This is a genomic window from Acidobacteriota bacterium, assembly GCA_034211275.1.
Lineage (GTDB): Bacteria > Acidobacteriota > Thermoanaerobaculia > Multivoradales > JAHZIX01 > JAGQSE01.
In genome coordinates this window covers 134,362-155,350 of the sequence record JAXHTF010000001.1, presented here as the reverse complement: position 1 = coordinate 155,350, position 20,989 = coordinate 134,362, and the positions used below count along the sequence as shown (strand labels likewise).

The following is a 20,989-nucleotide window of genomic DNA, read 5'->3' as shown; positions in this document are numbered from 1 at the left end:
AACCGCCCCAAACGCAACAAGGCCCGGCGTCCCTCGAAGGGAGCCGGGCCTTGGAGTATCTGGAAGAGCCTCGGATCAGAGGTCGGCGTTCTTGATGCTGGCGGTGAGCTCCTGGATCACCGGGCGCATCACCTTGTCGAACATCCGGCGGTCGTTGTCGACGCCGCCGCCGAAGCCGCCGACGGAGACCTTGACCTTGGAGTCCTCGCCGCGGGCCTCGTCGGCCCACAGGATCTCGCCGGTGGTGGTGTCGATGATGCGGGCGTTCATCGCCGCGGTGAAGGAGCGCTTGCCGGCGCGGAAGCCGGGCAGGCGGCCGACGCTGCGGCCGTGGGCGCCGGAGTCGGTGGCGCCGTACTCGGTGACGGCACCGGTGAGGAAGTACTCGACGCCCAGCAGCTTGCCAGCCTGAATGGCGGTGGAGGGGTCGACATCACCGGAGAGGGAGAGGTTCTTCTCGCGCATCAGGGCGTTGAGCTGCTCGCGGTCGATGACCCGGAACTTGCCGCTCTTCACCAGCTCGGTGACGAAAACGTCCTGAGCGGCTTCGGCGCCGCCGTGGCCCCACCATTGGTTGTCGGCCTTGTTCTTGAATTCGAGCACGGCGATGCGTGGCTTGTCCGACGCGTCGGCGGCCAGGGGCGCGAAGGCGACGGCGAGAAAGGCAGCGCAGAGAACGAGAGAAAGGACACGCTTCATATTGAATTCCTCCAGGGTGTTTCGCAGTGAGATGGCATGTACGCGAAAGATCGAAAACAGGGGTGCCCGCGCGGGGCTCATAGCAAGTAATTCGAGTCCCTAGGATACCAGATCTGTATCGACCTTCGGGAATAGGTCTTCCGCACCACCCTCAGCGCCGCTGATCCCGGGAGCCCACCACCCGAGCCGTCAGCTCGTGCACCGGGGGGAAGGTGACGCGGCCGAAGTCGAAGTGCAGCACCCGATCCGCCAGATGAAAATAGGCGTCGTCGTGACTGATGACGAAGAGGGTCTTGCCTCGCCGCCGCAGCTCCGGCAGCAGCTCGAGGTAGAAGAGCTGCTTGAATTGGGGATCCTGGTCCGCGGCCCACTCGTCGAAGAGATAGATGGGGCGGTCTTCCAGATAGGCGGTCAGGAGCGCCAGCCGCTTGCGCTGGCCCTGAGACAGCTCCAGCGTGCTCAGGGTGCCATTCTCCACCGAGACCTTGTGGGCCAGATCGAGACTCTCCAGATAGGTTTGCACCCGCTGATCCAGGGAGGGCTCGAGAGACGACTCCGGGGATGGCTCGCCGGAGCCTCGGGCGCTGGCCGCCCCCCCCAACCCCAGAAGGTCTTGGAAGAGATAGAAATCCGCAAAAACCGCCGAGAAGAGCTGACGGAGACGGTCTCGGCCATCGTCGGTAACCGGCATGCCGTCGAGCAGCAGCTGGCCATCGGTGGGGGCATAGAGGCCGCTCAACACCTTGGCGAAGGTGGTCTTGCCGCTGCCGTTGCCGCCCACCAGGAAGACGATCTCCCCAGGGGTGAAGCGCGCGTCCACCGGCCCGAGGGTGAAGGGATGGCCGTCCCGGCCGTCGTAGACCGAGGTCACCTGATGCAGCTCCAGGGAGCTCCACCGCTGCGGCATCTCGTCGGCCTCGGCCTCGTCCACCGCTGCGTCGAGGGCCAGGCCGACCTTGGAGATCTTCTGCACCGCCACCCCGGCGCGGGTGAGCACCGGGATGTTCTGCAGCGTGGTGTCGATGGGCACCATGATGTAGAGGATGGCGAGGGTGTATCCGGTGAGCACCTCCAGATTCGCCGTGCCCATCTGCGGCAGGGTGAAGAGGAGCACGCCGATGAGAGCGTAGAAGAGAGTGCTGCCGAAACTGTTGGCGACGGCGAAGACCGTGCCGCCCCGAACCCCCAGGGTGCGCAGCTCCTGGACGGTGGGTTGGAGCTGCTGGCCGAGGAAGGCGTGGCGGCGCAGCAGGTGGAGCTTGAGCTCCTTGAAGCCGTCGGTGAGGCCGCGGAAATGCTCCACCAGCCGGTCCTCGGTATCGCGACGGCGCTGGAAGTATTCAAAGGCGCGGGAGAACGCCAGGCGATAGGCGGTGATGCCGGTGACCGCCACCGCCAGCACCAGCACCAGCAGCTTCCAGGATAGCCACCCGAGGTACACCAAGCAGCCCCCCACCAGGGTCAAGTTCATCAGGATCATGGGGGCGATGGAGGTGGCGATGGCGATGGCGGAGACGTCGCTGGTGAGGGCGGCGAAGATGCGTGCCTTGCCCAGCTCTTCCATGCGCTTGAGGGAGTTGGCCAGCACCCGCCGGCTCAGCCGCAGGCGCAGGCGGCAGATGGCGTCGGCGGTGAGCTGGAGCATCAACACTTCGGCGCCGAAGCGGGTCAGGGGCAGCAGGGCGCAGAGGGCGACGAACTGCCAGAGCAGCGCCGGGGACGGGTCCGCCACCTCCGCCAGGGTGCTGTTGATGGTGGCCACCAGGGCGGCGCTGACGGCGCCGCCGGTGAGCCCGCAGACCATGGCCAAGACCACCTTCAGCCGCGCCGAGCCTTCGCCGTCGAGAACCCGCAGGATGAAGCGCAGGATGCGCAGCAGATCGTGGGTCATGGTCCGGCCTCCGCCCGCCGCCCCCGCCGGGGTTGAAGGCCTCCGGATCGCTGGCGTCCTTGGTACCATGAGCCCGTGGGCGCTGCATCAATTCTCATGTTCTGCCATCTCCCTCTCCTCCAACTCGTCCGCCGGGCGAAGCCATGAGCGCCGAGCCCCGCCTCACCTCGGCGATGGATGCCGGGATCGCCGAGACCCTGGAGACCGTCGCCGGCCTCGCCAGCCCGGTGGTACGCACCTGCCACGTGGGCAACAACACCTCCAACGTCTGGGGCTGGCTTGCCCTCGCCGGCAACGCCTACCTGGGCCAATACGACCACACCCTCTACGGCGTCGACGAGAACTGTATCCCCTGGGTGCTCCTCGGCGACGACGGCGTCGTCGAGGCGTGCTTCGACCACAAGGGGCAGCCGCGGCCGGAGGAGGTGGGGCAGCACGTCAATCAGCATCTGGCCAAGGCCCAGCGGAAATACTTCGCCCACCTCAACTTCGGGATCTTCGGCCAGCACCAGGGGGAGGACTTGATCACCTCCCACTATCGCCTGGCGGAGCGCCTCAGCCGGCAGATGAACGGCCGCGGAGTGCGCATTCGCTCCCAGGAGGTGCTCGACGAGGCGGAGCTTTTCCGTTCCCTGATCCACGACTTCTTCCGCCACCGCAAGCTCGACCTGCTGTTCAACCGCTGGGTTCGCACCACCGGCAAGAAGGGCTATGCCGTGGCGAAGAAGATCCGCAGCATCGAATACGGCGCCGGTGGCCGGGCGACCATCACTGCCGCCTCGTCCGGCACCGTCTTCGAGGGCACCGCCGAGGAGCTGATGGAAGCTTTCCTCGACGGCATGGCCAAAGTCTCCCACCGCATCCGCACCGCCGAGCCCCTGGGCAAAATCAGCTACCCATGGTTCGAGAACTTCTTCAACTTCCTCACCTACGCCGCCCGGGAGCATCGCACCGACCCCGACCAGCGGGTCTTCTGGCATGCCGGTGGCTCGTCGAGCCAGTACTACATCCACCACGAGTGGGTGCAGAGCGGATTTGCCGAGCTCACCGAGCTGCTGGAGGCCTGGGGCTATCTGCCGGTCGGGGCCCGAGTGTCCATCATCCCCACCTTCTGCTGCCAGCTCTTCGCCACCACCGAGGACTCCCTGCCGCTCCTCGAGGCGCTGCTGGCGGCGTGGCAGGAGTGGCTGGAGGAGCGCGGCGAGGTCGCCGAAGCCTTGGTCCAGCGCCTGAATACCGCCACCGACGCCTTCGCCGTCGGCGCCGCCGTGGCGGAGGAGCTGGCCGGGCCCCAGGGGGAGGAGCTGGTGCGCCGCATGGACGCTTTCAACGGCGCCGACCGCAACCGCCTGCCCATCGCCCACGCGGCGGATCTGGGCCACCCCACCTACAATAAATTCGGCGTCGCCCAGCACCATCTGCTGGGGGTCGAGCCGCTCTATCCTTGGGCCTTCCGGGAGCTCACCTGGGGTCAGGCGGAGCTGCTGATCAAGGCTCTCGGTCATCTCACCATCCACCGTTCCGGCTAGCGCCCCTTGGTGCCACCTAGCGCGCTGGCGCCGGTGACGAGAGCGGCGCCAGCAGGTCCGAGAGCCGGCGCTGGGGGTCTTCCGGCAGACTCCGCAGCAGGCCCAGATAATCCTCCACCAGGCGCTCCACCGTCGACGCCTCGAAGAGGTCCGTGCGATAGCGGAAGGCCACCCGCAGGCCGTCGCCGGTCTCGCCGGTGATCACCAGCAGATCCCGGGACACCGCCCCCGGGTCGATCTCCAGGGAGCGCAGCTCCAGCCCCGGCAGCGAAAAGCTGCGGCCGGGGTAGTTCTGGAATACGAAGGCCACCGGGAAGACCTGGTGATAGGCCTCCAGCCAGCCGGGCTTGAGGGCTCCCATGAGGTCCGCGAAGGGCAGGAATTGATGATCGAAGGAGCGCACCGTGGAGTTGCGGGTGCGCTCCAAGAGCTCCTCTACCGTCGGATCGCCGGCCAGGTCGTTGCGCAGCACCAGGACGTTGGTGAACAGACCGATGAGGGGCTCGGTCTCCACCCGCTCGCGATTCGCCACGTCGGTGGTGAGGGCGATGTCCCGCTGGCCGGTGTAGGCCGCCAGCAGCACGTTGAGAGCCGCCAGCTGGACCATGAAGGGGGTCGCGTTGTGGCTGCGGGCGAAGGCCTTGAGAGCCTCGTAGGGCTCTGCCGGCAGCTGGCGGAAGATGTCCTCCGAGGGGAAGCCGCCGCCGCCCTGGCGCGGGTGGTCGCCGGGAAGCTCGAGGATCGGGAAGTCGCCGCCGTCGAGCTCGCCGCGCCAGTGTTCCAGCTGCTCCGCCAGCACGCCACCGGCCACCAGATGCTCCCGCTGCCAGACGGCGTAGTCGCCGTAGCGGATGGGCAGCCGGGGCAGCCGGGGCTCGCGCTGCTCCACCGTCGCCGCATAGAGCTCCGCCAGCTCCTGGGCGAAGAGGCCGCCGGACCAGCCGTCGGTGATCAGGTGGTGTTTGATGACGAAGAGCTCGTGCTCTTCGGCAGAGCGCCGGATCAGGGTGATGCGGAAGAGGATCTCCCGCTCCAGATCGAAGACGTGGCTCGCCTCATGATCCCGCAGCCGCCGCGCCTCCAGCTTCGACACCTCCTCCGGTAGCCGGCTGAGGTCGACCAGGGGCATGCGCAGCCGCAGCCGGGGCAGCACCACCTGCTGTGCCCCGTCGTCGCCCTGGCGGAAGCGCGTCCGCATGGCCTCGTGGCGGTCGAGAATGAGCTGCAGACCGGCGGCCAGCACCGGCAGGTTCAGCCGCCCTACGAAACCCACCGCCAGCGGCAGGTTGAGGGAAGCACTGGCGCCACCGCGGCGGTAGCGGGCCCAATAGCGTTCCTGGTTCAGGGACAGGGGCAGCACCTCCCCCTCGGTGGCCTCGATGGGCGGCAGCCGGGTGGCCGCCGGCGCCTCGCCACTGCCGGCGCGCTCCGCCAGCTGTGCCACCGTCGGGTGTTGGAAGAGGTCGTTGGGGGAGAGCTGGAAGCCCTCCTGGCCGGCGCGGGCGATGGCCTGGATGGCGATCACCGAATCGCCGCCGAGCTCGAAGAAGGAGTCGTCCATCCCCACCCGCTCGATGCCCAAGACCTGCTGGAAGATCTCCGCCAGCTGCTCCTCGGACGGGTTGCGCGGCGCCACATAGGGGGTTGCCAGATCCGGCCGCGGATGCGCCGGTCGGGCCGCCGCCGGGGCCCGGAGCTGCTCCATGCGGGCGAAGATCTCCTGCTCCAGCGCCTCCAGATCGACGGTGGAGACCACCACCCGCGCCGGTGCTGGATGGCTCAACAGCCCTTCCAACACCCGCAGGCCCTCCTCCGGAGCCAGGCCCCGCTGCAGCACCGTCGGCTGTCTCGCCGCCTGCTTCGGTTTCTGCTCGCCCTCTTCGTTGGCTTCATCGGCCGCCATGGGATCCATGCGCACCCGCTTGTAGGTGTAGTCCTCCACCTCCACCAGCACCCGGCCCTCGGGGTCACAGACGGTCACGTCGTAGCTCAGGCTCTCGGGAGCGTCGCCGTCCGCTTCCTCACCAAGAGCTCTGGCCTCATCGAGACCTCTGCGCCGGGCGTGCACCACCACGTGCTCGGGGATGGCGCCGAAGATGCGCAGCCGGCGGTAGCTGAAAGGCGCGTAGGGACCGCGGTCCCGGGCGCGGTAGAGGCTGCCCACGGCGACGTCCATCAGGCCCGGGTGGAAGGAGAAGAGCCGCAGATCGCCGGCGACCTGAGGATCCAGCCGCAGCTCCGCGAGGCTCTCGTCGTCGCCAGCTTCCGGTCCGGAGGTGTAGAAGGAGACCAGGCTGCGCCAGCGCGGGCCGTAGCGCGCCACCTCTTCGTCGTCTCGGGAGCCGTCGTAGCCCAGCCACCAGGTGCGCAGCCGCTCTTCCGGCGGCGTGCTGCGGCAGCGCTGCCGCAAGGCGTCGAGGTCGACGGTGCCGGCGGCAGCCTCCACGCCCCGGACCCGCGCCACCCCGTGCACCGTTTCCGGCCCGTCGTCCGGTCCCACCGGGCCTCCGGTGCTCGCCGGGCGGCTGGCGAGCTGGAAGCGGTACTCGTCGCCGGCGGGCTCCAGCCGAGCCTGGACCTGCCGGGGGCTCTCGCCCAGCACCAGGGGAGCCATGAAGAAGACGTCGTGAATCTCCACCGCCCGGTTTGCTGGGGAGCCGCCCTCCTCCTGAGACTCGAAGAGCGCCCGGGCGATCTCCAGCTGGCCGGTGCCGGGGACCACGGCACGGCCGAGGATCCGGTGCTCGTCCGCCACCCAGGTCTGTCCCGCTTGCAGCTCGCTGTGAGCGGTGAGGGTGCCGTCGGAGCTCTCGATGCGCTGCAGGAAGGGGTGGCGCCGCGGGTCGAGGCGGGTTCCAGCGGCGGCCATGCCCACCTCCCGCCAGGCGTCCCAATCGATGGCCAGGGCGCGGCGGCCCTCGCCGCGGCGGGCCTCGGCGAAGGCGTCCAGGTAGGCGTTGGCGGCGGCGTAGTCCACCTGCCCGACGCCGCCGAGGACGGCGTTGACCGAGGAGAAGAGCACCAAGAAAGTTTCCGGCCGCGAACTGAGGAGCTGGTCGAGAACCCGGGTGCCGGCGACCTTCGGCGCCAGCACCACGGCCATTTCCTCGGCACTGCGCCGGCGGGCGATGCCGCCGCCGGGAACGCCGGCGGCGTGGAAGACGCCGTCCAGGGGACCCAGCTCTTCTTCCGCCCGCGCGAAGACCTGCGCCATTGCGCCGGCGTCGGTGACGTCGGCGGAGCGCACCAGGATGCGGGCACCGGCGGCTTCCAGGCTGCGGATCTCGGCGATGCGCTGGCGGATGTCCGGCGGCGTGTTGTGGTGGGCATCGGCGAGGATCTCGTCCCAGGTCTCGCGGGCCGGAAAGGGGGAGCGGCCGATGAGCACCAGCCGTGCTCGGCGCTCCTCCGCCAGGCGGCGGGCCAGGGTCCAGCCGAGACCGCCGAGGCCGCCGGTGATCAGGTAGGCGCCCTCCTCCCGCAGCCAGCTCCCGTCGTCTCGCGGGCCGTCGTCGGTCGCGAGAGCCCACGGGCTCAGGCGCCGGGCGAAGCGGCGGTCGCCGCGCAGCGCCACCCAGCGCCAGCGCAGCCCGGTCGCCGCATCGGCCGGGGTCTCCGCCGGCTCCTCCGCCAGGAGCTCCCGGGCCAGGGTCTCCACCATCGCCGGCGCAGCCGGCTCCTCCGGGGCTCCGGTGAGGTCGAGGCCGCGGCAGACCAGGCTCGCCTCCTCCTGGGGCAGCACCGCCACCACGCCGGTGAGCAGCGCCTTGGCGGGTTCCACCGGTCCCTCGCCGGCGACGCTGGCGAGACCGCGGGCGACCAGCGTTAGCTCCGCGGGCGCCTGGGCCGTGCCGGCGTCCGCTACCGCCACGGCGAGGGCGGTGAGTTCGTGGACCCGGGCGGCGTCTTCGCTGGTTTGCTCACTGGCTCCTTCGCTGGCTTGGGCCCAGGAGTCCATTCCCCGCAGGTCCACCACCCTCGCGACGGAGAGGTCCTCGAGCCGCTGAGCCCAGGGTTCATCCTCGGCCTCGGCCTCGGCCCCAGAGAGGATGGAGACTTCTTCTCCCCGACGCTCCAGAGCCTCGGCGAGGGCCTTCGCCCAGCCCCCCTGATCGGGAATCAGGCACCACGAGCCGCCCTCATCGCCGCTGTGCTCCTCGGCGGTGGCGGGCCGGGGAGAGCTCGGCGCGAGCTCGTGCCAGGTGGGAACCGACAGCCAATCGTCCTCCGGCCGGCGGTAGAGTCCGCGGCGGCGCCGCGCCGGGGCCTGGGGAGAGCGGCGGCCCTCGACCCAAAAGCGCTGGCGCTCGAAGGGGTAGGTGGGCAGGGGCACGCGGTGGCGCTGTTCGCCGGAGTAGAGCCGTTGCCATGGAATCGCTGCCCCTTGAGCCCACAGCGCCCCCAGCGCCGCCATCACCCGCCGCTCCTCGGGCACCTCGGACGCCTTGCCCAGGGAGGCCACGGCGGTGGCGCCGGCGCGCCGGGCGAGGGACGAGAGGGTCTGCCCCGGCCCCACTTCCAGGAGCAAGGGGTCGCCGTCGAGGAGCTCCTCCAGGCCGTCGGCGAAGCGCACCGTCTGGCGCAGCTGGCGGCACCAATAGTCCGGGTCGGTGGCCTGCTGGGGGGTAATCCAGGTACCGGTGACGTTGGAGACGAAGGGAATCTGGGGGGCCTGGAGCTCGATCTCCCGAAGCCGCTGGGCGAAGGAGCCGAGGATGGGATCCATCATCGCCGAGTGGAAAGCGTGGGAGGTGGCCAGCCGGCGGCAGCCGACGCCCTCCTCTTCCAGGCGGCGGGCCAGGTCTTCCACGGCCGACACCGGGCCGGAGACCACGCAGCGCTCGGCGGCGTTCACCGCCGCCAGGGCCAGGGCGTTCCCCAGCCGCGGCTCGATCTTCGACGCCGCCAGGGGCACCGCCAACATGGCACCGGCGGGGCGGCTTTGCATCAACGCTCCCCGGGCGGCCACCAGGGGCAGCGCCTGCTCCAGGGTCACCACCCCCGCCAGACACGCCGCCACCCACTCCCCGAGGCTGTGACCGAGCATGGCCCGAGGCTCGACGCCCCAGGAGATCCACAGCTGGGCCAGGGCGTAGCTGATGACGAAGAGGGCCGGCTGGGCGAGGGCAGTGGTGCCTAGGCGCTCCGCCGCCGCGTCCTCCTCTCCCGCCGGCGGATCCAGGAGCTTCCGCAGGTCGAGCAAGAGGTGGGGCTCGAGGAGCTCGCTGCACCGATCCACCACCCGCCGGAACTCTCGTTCGGTGCGGTAGAGCTCCATCCCCATGCGCAAGTGCTGGGTGCCCTGGCCGGGGAAGAGGAAGGCCACCGGCCGGTCGTCCCGGGCAGCGGTGGCGGTGAAGCCCTCGCCGGCGGCCAGCTGCCGCGCCATCTCCTCGCGATCCCGGGCCACCACCACCCGCCGGCGGGGGAGGCCTCGGCGGCCCATCTGCAGGGTGAAGGCGACGTCCGCCAGGGGCTGCTCCGGATGGCTCTCCAGATGCTTGGCCAGGCTCTCGGCGAGCTGCTCCAGACCGCCGTCGCCGCGGGCGGAGAAGGCGGCGATCTGCCAGCGCCGGGAGGGGCCGGAGGGCAGCCGCCGGGGCGCCTCCTCGAGCACCACGTGGGCGTTGGTGCCGCCGACACCGAAGGAGCTGATGCCGGCGCGGCGGGGGCCGTCCACCGGCCAGGGCGTGGGCTCGGTGGGCACGAAGAAGGGGCTCTCTTCCAGCTCCAGCCGCGGATTGGGTCGGTGGAAGTGCAGGCTCGGAGGAATCTCGCCGTGCTCCAGGGAGGAGACCGCCTTGAGGAGCCCGGCGACGCCGGCGGCGGCGTCGAGATGGCCGACGTTGGTCTTCACCGAGCCCAGGGCGCAGCGCTCCGGCCGCGGTGCCGAGCCGTAGACCCGCTTGAGGGCGGCCACCTCGATGGGGTCGCCGAGGGTGGTGCCGGTGCCGTGGGCTTCGATCATCCCGACGGTCTCCGGCTCGATCTCCGCCAGCGCCAGCGCCTCCGCCAAAACCTCCGCCTGGCCTGCCTCGCTGGGGGCGGTGTAGCCGGCCTTGAGGGAGCCGTCGTTGTTGATGGCGGTGCCGCGGATCACCGCGTGGATGGTGTCGCCGTCGGCCATGGCCTCGGACAGCCGCTTGAGCACCACCACCCCGACCCCGTCGCCGAAGGCGGTGCCGTTGGCCTCTGCATCGAAGGCCCGGCAATGGCCGTCGGGAGATCGATGGCCGCCCTCCAGGTAGGGGTAGCCGCTGACCAGCGGCACCTTCACCGACACGCCGCCGGCGAGGGCCAGGGTGGATTCCTGGTTGATCAGGCTCTGGCAGGCCAGGTGCAGCGCCACCAGGGAGGTGGAGCAGGCGGTCTGCACCACCACGCTGGGGCCCCGCAGGTCGAGCTTGTAGGAGACCTTCGAGGCCAGGAAGTCTTTGTCGTTGCCGACGATGATCTGCAGGTCGCTCACCCCCTCCAGCACCTCCGGGGACGAGTAGAGGTTGCGCAGATAGGTGTTGGCGGCGACCCCGGCGAAGACGCCGATGCGCTCCTCGGCGCGGGCCGGGTCGTAGCCGGCGTCCTCCAGCGCCGACCAGGCGGCCTCCAGGAAGAGGCGGTGCTGGGGATCCATCAGCTCCGCCTCCGACGGGCTGTAGCCGAAGAGCCCGGCGTCGAAGCGGTCGGCATCCTCCAGGGTCGACTTGGCGCCGACGAAGTTGGGCGCCGCCAACGCCTCCGGCGGCGTGCCCGCCGCCAGCAGCTCCTCGTCGGTGAAGAAGGAGATGGACTCGACGCCGGCGCGCAGATTCTGCCAATAGGTGGCAAGATCCGGCGCTCCCGGGAAACGGCCGAAGCGGCCGATGATGGCGATGTGATGAAAGGCGTCGTCGAACGAGCTCATGCTCCCTCCGAAGGCTCGGGGTTGGGGCGTCGTGGCGGTCCGCCGCTACGGCGGCGCAGCGAGGCGAGTCGGGCCTGGGCGCGGGCGCGGCTCTCGTCGACGGCGGGAGCATCCTGCTCCTCGTTCGCCAGGAAGCCCGCCAGCGACCGCACCGTCGGATGGCGGAACATCTTGACCACCGAGATGGGGCGGCCGAGGGCGGTGCGCAGGCGGCTGTTGGCCTCGACGATGAGCACCGAATTGCCCCCCAGGTCGAAAAAGTTGTCGTCCACGCCGACGGATTCGAGATCGAGGATCTGCTCGAAAACCTCGGCGATGACCCGTTCCGTGTCGTTGCCCGGCGGTGCGTAGGGCTGGTCCGAGGCGGCCTCTGGGACTTCCTGGGCAGCGGTCTCGCCGGCGCGCTCCGCCAGCGCTCGGCGGTCGAGCTTGCCGTTGGGAGTGCGGGGCAGGGAGGAGAGCTCGACGATGCGCGCCGGCACCATGGCCTCCGGCAGCTCCCGGGCAAGGACCTGGCGCAGCGTCGCGGTATCGAAGGCGGTGTCGGCGGAATCCGCGGCGGTGTCGGCAGCAGCGGTGCTGGCAGCAAGAGGGGCCGACGGCTGGATGCCGCCGTCCTCCGGGCGCCGGGCGTAGATCATGTACACCCGCACCGGCGACGGATGGTCGTCTTCCACCACCACGTGATCGTCGATGGCCACCTCGAAGCCGTGGGCCTCCAGGAAGTCGGTGCATTGGTCCCGCAGGTCGTCGCCGTGGACCTCCGCCACCACCTGGCGCACCCGCGGCCAGAGCTCGTCGTCGAGGCCGCGCATGACGTGCATCTCGCTGCGCTCGACGTCGATCTTGAGCAGGTCGATGCGCTCGACGCCGTAGCGTTGCACCACCTCCGTCAGGGTGATCAGCGAGCGGCGCACCCGGCGGCTCTCGAATTGCTGGTCCAGGTACTCGGTGAGCTGCTGCTGGTCGAGCACCGAGCGGGCGCCCTCGGAGGCTTCCTCCCGCAGCCAGGCCTGGATCAGGCTGGCGGTCTCCCGCTTGTCCTCCTCGGGGTCGGCGAAGCGGCTCGACATGCCCGGCATGTGGGGGTAGAAGGTGAACTCCGCCTCCCCCGGCTCGTCGGAGACACCCTGGTCGAAGAGCACCACGTCGAGATCGTAGAGGGCGACGTTGGTGGCCAGGGCGCCGTGGGTGTCGGGCATGGGCTCGAAGGAGTAGACCCGGGCGCCGGGGCTGGCATGGTGCACGAAGAGGGTGAAGAGGCCGACGTTGGCCCCGACGTCGAAGACGCAGGCGCCTTCGTCGAGGGTCACCCCGTGCTGCAGGTAGGTCTCGGTCTCGAAGATCTCCCGGTACATATTGTTCGCCTGGAAGTCGCTCAAGTGGGTGACCACCATGCCGTTGGGCAGCCGCACTTCCAGCCGGCCGGCGAGGAGCGAGCGCCGCCGCTGGGCGTCGACGGCGGGGGTGAGGGCGGCGCGCCGGGTGGGCACCACGTAGGCCATCAGGCGGGTGTCGCCGGTGCTGCCGCGGGTGGCCACCACCGCCGCTTCCCGCACCTCCGGCCGTGCCTCCAGGTGCGCCTCGATCTCCCCGGGCTCGATGCGGTGGCCGCGGATCTTGACCTGCTGGTCGACCCGGCCCTGGAAGAGCAGCACGCCGTCGCCGCGCCGCCGCGCCAGGTCCCCGGTGCGGTACAGGCGAGCGCCGGGCTCGGCGGCGTAGGGATCCGGCAGGAAGCGCTGGGCGGTGAGAGCCGGGCGGCCGTGATAGCCCCGCACCACGCCCACTCCCCCGATCATCACCTCCCCTGGTGTTCCCACCGGCACCAAGCCGCCGGAACGGTCCAGCAGGTGGATCTGGGTGTTGGCCACCGCTTGGCCGATGGGCACTGCTTGGCCGATAGGCACCGTCGCCCCCTCGCCGGCCACCGGGTGGCAGCTGGACCACACCGTCGTCTCGGTGGGGCCGTACATGTTGAGCAGACGGCCCATCAGCACCGTGGCCAGATCCTGGGCCAGTTCCGCCGGCAGCGCCTCGCCCCCCACCAGCAGCGCGTCGAGCTCCGCCAGGGCGGGGCGGGAGTCGGGGTCGAGGGCGAGCATGCGGGCCAGCGACGGGGTGCATTGGAGGTGGGTGACGCGGTGGCGGCGGATCAGCCCGGCGAGGCTTTCGGTGACCGCTTCCGGGGTCCGGGGGCGGAAGGCCGGCAAGGCCACCGTCGGCGGGTTCTCCCCCTGCCAGTCCCGGCGCAGGGCGTCCAGGGGCTCCAGGGCGCCGAGGGCGTCGTCGGTGGCGACGCCGAAGTCGAGGAGGCACGCCACCTCGTCGGCACCGGCGGCGCTCATCGCCTCGAGGATCTCGCGGCCACGGCGCTGGTCGCCGATGAGGGAAGCGCCGTTCAGATAGCGGCCGACGTGGGCCTCCAGCAGGGCCTCGATCTCCCGCTCCTCCTCCTCCGTCGGCGTGCCCTCCGGCACCAGCGAGCCGATGAGATCGGCAGAGCTGCGCAGATAGCGCCGCAGCGCCTGCCGGGCCGGTTCCAGGTCGTCGGCGACGAAGGTGTGGAGCATCACCGCCACGTGCCCCGGATGGCCGGGATGGTGGCGCGCCAGGGCCTCGCGGTAGACGCCGATCTTCTCCTCCAGCGCCGCCAGGTCCTGTCCCAGCATGTGGGTCAGCACGCCGGTGCCCAGCTCGCCGGCGAGGGCGAAGGTCTCCGGGTTGCCGGCGGCGGTGGTCCACACCGGCAGCTCCGGTTGCAGAGGCCGCGGATAGGTTCGCACCGCGAGGGTCTCCCCCAGACCGTTGGGCAGGGCCACGGCCTCGCCGCGCCACAGGGCCCGCACCTGCTCGATGCCCTGGCGCACCAGCTCCTTGCGCTGGGTGAAGTTCTCCGGCGCCAGGACGAAGTCGTTGGCGTGCCAGCCGGAGGCGAAGGCGACGCCTACCCGGCCGCGGGAGGCGTTGTCCAGCAGCGCCCAATCCTCCGCCACCCGCACCGGCGAGGTCAGCGGCAGCACCACGCTGCCGGCGCGGATCTCCAGGCGCTCGGTGACCCCGGCCACCAGGGCGCCGGTGAGGGCGGGGTTGGGGAAGGGGCCGCCGAAGGCGTGGAAGTGACGCTCCGGAGTCCACACGGCGCGGAAGCCGTGGCGGTCGGCGAAGCGCGCACCTTCGAGGAGCAGGCGGTAGGGGTCGTTGTCCTCCGGACTCTCCCTCTTTGCCTCACGTGTTGCCTCACTGGCGAAGTACGCGAGGCTCAGGTCGCGGCCCCGATCTTGCTGGCCCCGGTTTTGCTGGCCTCGGGCCTGCTGGCTGCGGGCCTGCTGACCGTGAGCGGAACCCCGCATCGGCTCGCCGGGGGCTTTGGCGGCGAGGACCTGGGCGCCGGAAAGCTCCTGGGCGCCGGCGAGGACCACCCGGTGGCCTCGGGAAAGGGTCCACAGGAGCTCCAGCACCGAGATGTCGAAGGAGACGCTGGTCACCGCCAGCCAGGTCTTGGGCTCGTCGCCGAGAACCTCGTCCATGGCCGCCAGGAAGCCGGCGAGGGTGCGGTGGGGCACCATGACGCCCTTGGGCCGGCCGGTGGAGCCGGAGGTGTAGATCAAATAGGCCAGAGTCTCCGCGGCGCTGCCTCTCAGCTCGGGCCAGCTCAGCTCGGGCCAGCTCTCTTCGGGCGGGGCCTCTTGGGAAGCAGAATCTTCGGTGGAGGGTTCCTCCTGCAGCGGATCGATCACCACCGGCGCCGCGGCGGAGGACCCGCTCAGTCGCTCCGCCAGCTCGGCGGTGGTGATCAGCGCTCCGGCGCCGGAGTCTTCGAGCATGAAGGCCAAGCGCTCCCGCGGGTACTCGGGGTCCAGGGGCAGATAGGGGGCGCCGGCGTCGAGCACCGCCAGCAGCGCCACCACCAGCTCCGTCGAGCGCGGCAGGCACACCGCCACCGGCTGCTCCGGGCCGACGCCGGCACCGACCCCAGCATCGAACCCAGCCTGGCGCAACCGCCGGGAAAGGCGCGCCACCCGGCGCCCCAGCTGGCCGTAGGAAAGGCTCTCCTCGCCGGCCACCAGCGCCGGCGCTTCGCTCCGGTCCGCACAGGTTCGGCGGAAGCGCCGGCTCACCGACTCCTCGAGGGCGGCGAGAGGTCGGTCCGTGGCGTTCCAGCCGTGGACCAGCTGGTGGCGCTCGGCGGCGGTGAGCACCGGCAGGGTGTCGAGGCGTGGCTCGAAGCCCTTGGCGAGGCCGCCCAACAAGGTCTCGAAGGCTCGCGCCCAGCGCTCGCCGGTGGCGGCGTCGAAGAGGTCGCGGCGGTATTTGAGGGTTCCCCCCAGGCCGCCCTGCTGCTCCGCCAGGGTGACGATGAGGTCGTAGGGCGAGGTGCCCGCGGGCACGTCCACCGAGCTCAGCACCAGCCCCGGCAGCTCGATGCGCGGCACCGGCGCGTTCTGGAACAGCAGCAGCACCTGGAAGAGGGGGTGGCGGCCCAGATCCCGCTGTGGGTCCAGCGCCTCCACCAGGCGCTCGAAGGGTAGCTCCTGGTGCTCGAAGGCGCCCACCACGGATTGGCTCACCGCCGCCAGGAGCTCCTCGAAGGAGCGGCCGCCGGGAGTGTCCTGGGCGAGCACCAGCAGGTTGACGAAGCAGCCGATGAGGGGCTCCAGCTCCGCCCGCGGACGGTTGGCGACGGCGGTGCCGATGGCCACCTCGTCCTGCTGGCTGAGGCGGTGGAGCAGGGTCTGGAGCGCCGCCGCCACCACCATGAAGAGGGTGGCGCCGTGCTCCCGGCCGTGCTGCACCAGGCCTTGAACCACTTCCGGTGCCACGGTGAGGGAGGCCTCGCCGCCCTCGGCGGAGGGTTCCAGGGGCCGCGGATGGTCGGTGGGCAGCTCGAGAATCAGCTCCCGGTGCCCGAGCTCGCCGCGCCAATAGTCGAGCAGCTTCTCCAGGCCGCTGGGCTCTCCTTCCCGGGCCTTGTCCTCCGAAGCTTCCAACCGGCGCCGCTGCCAGGCGGCGTAGTCGGAGAATTGCACCGGCAGAGCGCCGAGGGGGGACGGTGCCCCCAGGCGCTCGGCCTCGTAGAGCGCCGCCAGGTCGCCCACCAGCACTCCCAGGGACCAGCCATCGGCGACGATGTGGTGCAGGGTGACCAGCAGCAGCGACTCATCGGCGCCGAGGCGGAGCAGGGTGGCGCGCAGCAGCGGCGGGCTCTCCAGGTCGAAGAGCTCCAGGGCCTCGCGCCGGGCGAGTTCGGCGATCAGTCCATCGCGGTCCGCCGGGAGAGGCGAATCGGAGCTGGAGGCTTCGGTGAGATCCAGCCGCCGCAGCCGCGGATTGGGGTTGGGCAGCACCATCGCCCGGGGACGGCCCTCGCGGGTGCCGTAGGCGGTGCGCAGCACGGCGTGGCGCCGGAGGAGCGCCGCCAAGGCCCGCTCCAGCGCCGCCTCGTCCAGCTCACCGCGCAGGCTGACGGCGGCGGGGATGTGGTAGGCGGGGCTGTCGGGCTCGATCTGGTGGATCAGCCACAGCCGCTCCTGGGCGAAGGAGAGCTGCACTTCCCCCGCGGCGGCGGGGATGAGGCCCTCGGTGTCTCCCTCGGAGGGATAGCCGAGCTCGGCCGCCAGGTCCCGGGTCACCGGCGCCAGGCTCTTCAGGGGGTAGCGGTCGGTGCCGCTGGCCGCCGCCCGCGCATCGATGCCGTCGTGCTGGTGGAATTTGGGGTCGCCGTGCATCCGGGATTGGGCGTAGAGGCCGTCGGTCATGCGCTCGCCCTGGTAGGGCTCGAGCATCGCCTCCTCCGGCGTGAGGCCCAGCCAGCGACACAGGTCCCGCATCACCCCCGCGGGATCCGCCAGCAGGTCCTCGAAGCGCAGGGTGCGGTGGCGCTCCGGAGGCAGCTGGGCGAAGAAGCGGCGGATATTCTGCTGCCCCACGGTCCACAGCAGCTCCGCCTGCTGGCGCGGCGTGTAGGGGTTGTCGAAGCGCAGGAATTGCTCCAGCCGCACGTCGACGTAGGAGCGCACGGTGGCGCAGGGGTGGCGCACCAGCTGAATGTAGTAGGCGCCGTCGAAGAGCTCCTCCGCCCGCGCCAGGGCGGTGGGGTCGAGGGCGTAGGTAGAGGTCTTGTCCACCACCGTGCGGCCGCTGCGCTCCTGCAGGTAGGCATAGGCGTCGGCCACCGGGCGGTCTGCGTCCTCCAGCTCGCCGAGGCGGCGAATGGCCTCCTCGGCGTCACAGTCTTCGAGCTCCATCACCGCCCGCAGCAGGCCTTCCCGGGCGAAGCGGTGGGCCCCCGACAGGTCGTTCCGGCGCTTCCCCAGGGTGCGGTAGCCGAGCAATTCGAGCTCCGGCGGCGAGAACAGCCGGGAGTGGCCGGCGAGCATCACCCGCAGCAGGGTAGAGCCGGAGCGCGGCGGCGAGAGGATGAAGATCGCCGGCGGCAGCTTCGCTTTGGGCTCGGCTTCACTGGTTTCTTGGGTCTTTCGGGCCTCGTGAGCTTCGGCCACCATCCGCCGCAGGTCGAGGAAGTCGAAGGGGCCGACGCCCTCTTCCTGGCCGGGGGCGGCGGGCAGCGGCGCCGCCGACTCCCCCAGCCGCAGGCGCAGCTTGCGGGTGCCCTCGGGGTAGTGGGTTTCCAGGAAGGCCACCAGGTCCCGCAGGGTCTGGGCCTGGAAGAGAGCGGTGACGTGGAGGATCTCCCCCAGCTCCTGCTGCAGCGCGTTGACCACGATGGCCGCCTGGATGGAGTTGCCGCCGAGGTCGAAGAAGCGCTCGTTGCGGCCCACCCGAGAGACTCCCAGGACGCGGCACCAATGGGCCTCCAGGTGGCGTTCCAGGGGGGTGGTGGGGGGCTCGAAGCCCTGGGCCTTGACCTGGCTGGCGTCCGGGGACGGCAGGGCGTTGCGGTCCACCTTGCCGCTGCCGGTGCGCGGGAAGGCGTCGAGTTTCATCACCACCGATGGCAGCATGTACTCCGGAAGATCCTCCGCCAGCTGTCGGCGTAGCGCCGCGACATCGAGGGCGGGACCGGCCTCGGCGTCGGCTGGCTGGTCCTGGTCGGTCGCCGGGGCAGTGGCGGCGGGTACCACGTAGGCCACAAGCCGGTCCCCCAGCTCGCCTCGGCGATCCGCCATCACCACCGCCGCCTCGATCTCCGGGCGGCGCTCCAGGGCCGCCTCGATCTCCCCCAGCTCGATGCGGAAGCCGTGGACCTTGACCTGGTGGTCGATGCGACCGTGGAAGGTGAGCTCGCCGGAGGGCCGTGGCCGCACCAGGTCGCCGGTGCGGTAGAGGCGCGCTCCCGACTCGCCGCTGAAGGGATCGGGGACGAAACGCTGGGCGGTGAGGGCGGGGCGGCGGAAATAGCCGCGGCTCATCCCCGCTCCGCCGATGAGCAGCTCGCCGGGCACCGACAGCGGCGCCAGGCGACCGTGGGGATCGGCGACGAAGAAGCGGGTGCCGGGGAGGGGGCGGCCCAGGGGCACCGACGTGCCCGCTTCGATCTTCTCCACCGACGACCAGATGGTGGTCTCCGTCGGGCCGTAGAGATTCCACACCTCGCCGCCGCGCTCCAGCAGCTGGTCCGCCAGGCTGCGGCTCAGAGCCTCGCCGCCGCAGAGGATGCGCAGCTCCGGGCCGCCGCGCCAGCCGGCGTCCACCAGCAGCCGCCAGGTCACCGGCGTCGCCTGCATGACGGTGATACCGGAACGCTCCAGGCGCTGGCGCAGCCGCACCGGGTCGGCGGCCTCTCCCGCCTGGGCGAGCACCAGCCGGGCGCCGCACACCAGCGGCAGATAGAGCTCCAGGCCGGCGATGTCAAAGGAGAGAGTGGTCACCGCCAGCAGGCTGTCTTCGGAGCTCAGCCCCGGGCGCCGGCTCATGGCGTGGAGGAAGTGCAGCAGCGGCCGGTGAGCCACCGCCACTCCTTTGGGGCGGCCGGTGGAGCCGGAGGTGTAGATGACGTAGGCGGTGAGGTCCGGGTCCACCGGCGGCAGCGTTGGAGAGCTCCCGTTCTCAGGGGCGCCGGAGAGCGATTCTTCGAGCAGCTCCTCGAGGCTCAGGGCCGGGGTGGCGTCCCCGGAAAGCAGCGATCGGTGTTGCTCCTCCACCAGCGCCAGCAGCGGGCGGGAGTCCTCGATCATGAAGGCGATGCGCTCCCGCGGGTATTCAGGGTCCACGGGAACGTAGGCGGCTCCCGTGCGCAGCACCGCCAGCAGCGTCGCCACCAGGTCCGCCCGGCGGTCCAGCAGCAGCGCCACCCGGGTGCCCGGGCCGACGCCGTGGCGGTGCAGGGCGTGGGCGAGCTCTTCGACCCGCTCCGCCAGCCGGCGATAGCTCCAAACCGCGTCCGCCGCCTCCAGCGCCGTCGCCTCGGGGGTGCGCCGGGCCTGAGCCTCGAACCAGCCCGGCAGACCGCCGGCGGTGTCCAGCTGCGCCGCCGGCGGCTGGCCTTCCAAGAGCAGCTGGTGGCGCTCGGCGGAGGGCATCAGGGGCAGCTCCGAGAGGCGCTGGTCGGGGTCTTCCACCACCGCCTCCAACAAGGTCTCCAGATACCCCAGCATGCGCTCGATGGTGGCGGCGTCGAAAAGATCGGTGCTGTACTCGAAAAAGCCCGCCAAGCGCTCCGCATTGCCGAAGAAATAGAGCGAGAGGTCGTATTTCGACGTGCCGGTGCCCATCTGCCAGGGATCGATCTCCAGATCCGGCAGCTGGTGCGGCGCGTGGGGGAAGTTGAGCAGGTTGAACATCACCTGGAAGACCGGCGTGGTGGACAGATCCCGCTCCGGCTTGAGGGCTTCCACCAGCCGCTCGAAGGGCAGATCCTGGTTCTCGTAGCCGGCGAGGGTGACCTCCTCCACCCGGTGTAGGAACTCGCGGTAGGTGGGGTCCCCGGACAGGTCGGTGCGCATCACCAACATGTTGACGAAGAAGCCGATGAGGTCCTCCAGCTCCCGGCGCTGGCGGTTGGCGATGGGGGAGCCGAGGACCAGGTCGGTACGCCCCGTCAGCCGCATCACCAGGGTGCGGAAGGCCGCCGCCAGGGTCATGTAGAGGGAGCAATTCTCCGCCTCGCTGAGCTGGTGCAGGCGGCGGCTGAGGCGGGCGTCGAGGGTGAAGTAGCGGTGGGCGCCGGCCAGGCTCTGCACCGCCGGCCGGGGATGATCCGCCGGCAGCTCCAGAAGCGGCGGGGCACCGGCGAGGTGGCGGACCCAATAGTCCAGTTCGGCGTCCAGCAGCGCCTCGTCGAGCCAGCCCCGCTGCCAGACGGCGAAGTCGGCGTATTGGATCGGCAGCTCCGGCAGCGGTGACGGCTGCCCTTCCACCATCGCCTGATAGAGCTGTGCCACCTCCCGCGCCAGCACCATTTGGGACCAGCCGTCGGAGACGATGTGATGGATGGAGAGGAAGAGCACGTGCTCCCGCTCCCCCAGCACCACCAGCAGGCAGCGCAGCAGCGGGCCGGTTTCGAGGTCGAAGGGCCGGCGCATGGCCGCCGCTCCCACTTGCTCTGCCGTGTGCTGTGCCGCATCCGCGTCGAGGCCGCCGAGATCGAGACGCGGCAGGGCCAGGGAAAAGGGTTCCCGCACCTGCTGCACCGCCTCGTCGTCGACGGTGGTGAAGACGGTGCGCAGGGCCTCGTGGCGGCGCACGATCTCGTCCAGGGCGCGGCCCAGGGCGGCGGGGTCCAGGGCGCCGCGGAAGCGGATCGCCCGGGGCATGTTGTAGTACGGATTGCCCGGCGCCAAGCGGTCCAGGAACCACAGCCGCTGCTGGGCGAAGGACAGGGGCTCGGAGGGCGCCGGCTCCCGGCGGGGGATGCGCTGTTTTTGAGCCTCGCGGCGGCGCTTCTGGAGCAGCATCAGCTCGAAGAGCTTGCGCTGTTTGGGAGAGAGCTTGTCGAGGCGTTGGGAGACGTCTTGCATGATTCCTCTTCAATGACCGCGCCGGCGGGGTGGACCGCAACGGCTTCCA

The 20,989-nt window shown here is 70.8% G+C and carries 5 protein-coding genes; 1 reads left to right on the top strand and 4 read right to left on the bottom strand.

Going from position 1 to position 20,989, the window contains the following annotated elements; translation table 11 throughout:
* Positions 1-75 precede the first annotated feature (75 nt).
* Together SX243_00415 and SX243_00410 are read right to left on the bottom strand one after the other, a co-directional pair.
* Positions 76-699, bottom strand: a complete 624-nt coding sequence (locus SX243_00415; GenBank protein MDY7091411.1) for a CsgG/HfaB family protein — start codon at positions 697-699, stop codon at positions 76-78.
* A 151-nt stretch (positions 700-850) separates the two neighbouring features.
* Positions 851-2,590, bottom strand: a complete 1,740-nt coding sequence (locus tag SX243_00410; protein ID MDY7091410.1) for a cyclic peptide export ABC transporter — start codon at positions 2,588-2,590, stop codon at positions 851-853.
* A gap of 143 nt (positions 2,591-2,733) precedes the next feature.
* Between SX243_00410 and SX243_00405 the strand changes: the two genes are divergently transcribed.
* Positions 2,734-4,119 (top strand): hypothetical protein, encoded by a 1,386-nt coding sequence (locus SX243_00405; protein MDY7091409.1) that lies wholly within the window; start codon positions 2,734-2,736, stop codon positions 4,117-4,119.
* Between the two features lie 16 nt (positions 4,120-4,135).
* Here SX243_00405 and SX243_00400 read toward each other — a convergent pair whose 3' ends face one another.
* On the bottom strand, positions 4,136-11,020 hold the full coding sequence (locus SX243_00400) for an SDR family NAD(P)-dependent oxidoreductase (GenBank protein ID MDY7091408.1): 6,885 nt from the start codon (positions 11,018-11,020) through the stop codon (positions 4,136-4,138).
* Positions 11,017-20,940: an amino acid adenylation domain-containing protein gene (locus SX243_00395; protein MDY7091407.1), complete on the bottom strand. Its 9,924-nt coding sequence runs from the start codon at positions 20,938-20,940 to the stop codon at positions 11,017-11,019. The genes SX243_00400 and SX243_00395 overlap by 4 nt, the downstream gene beginning before the upstream one ends.
* Between the last annotated feature and the right edge of the window lie 49 nt (positions 20,941-20,989).

Bases quoted from the DNA above. Each gene is read 5' to 3' on its own strand.
- SX243_00415 (MDY7091411.1), bottom strand. From the start codon at position 699: ATGAAGCGTGTCCTTTCTCTCGTTCTCTGCGCTGCCTTTCTCGCCGTC.
- SX243_00410 (MDY7091410.1), bottom strand. From the start codon at position 2,590: ATGACCCACGATCTGCTGCGCATCCTGCGCTTCATCCTGCGGGTTCTC.
- SX243_00405 (MDY7091409.1), top strand. From the start codon at position 2,734: ATGAGCGCCGAGCCCCGCCTCACCTCGGCGATGGATGCCGGGATCGCC.
- SX243_00400 (MDY7091408.1), bottom strand. From the start codon at position 11,020: ATGAGCTCGTTCGACGACGCCTTTCATCACATCGCCATCATCGGCCGC.
- SX243_00395 (MDY7091407.1), bottom strand. From the start codon at position 20,940: ATGCAAGACGTCTCCCAACGCCTCGACAAGCTCTCTCCCAAACAGCGC.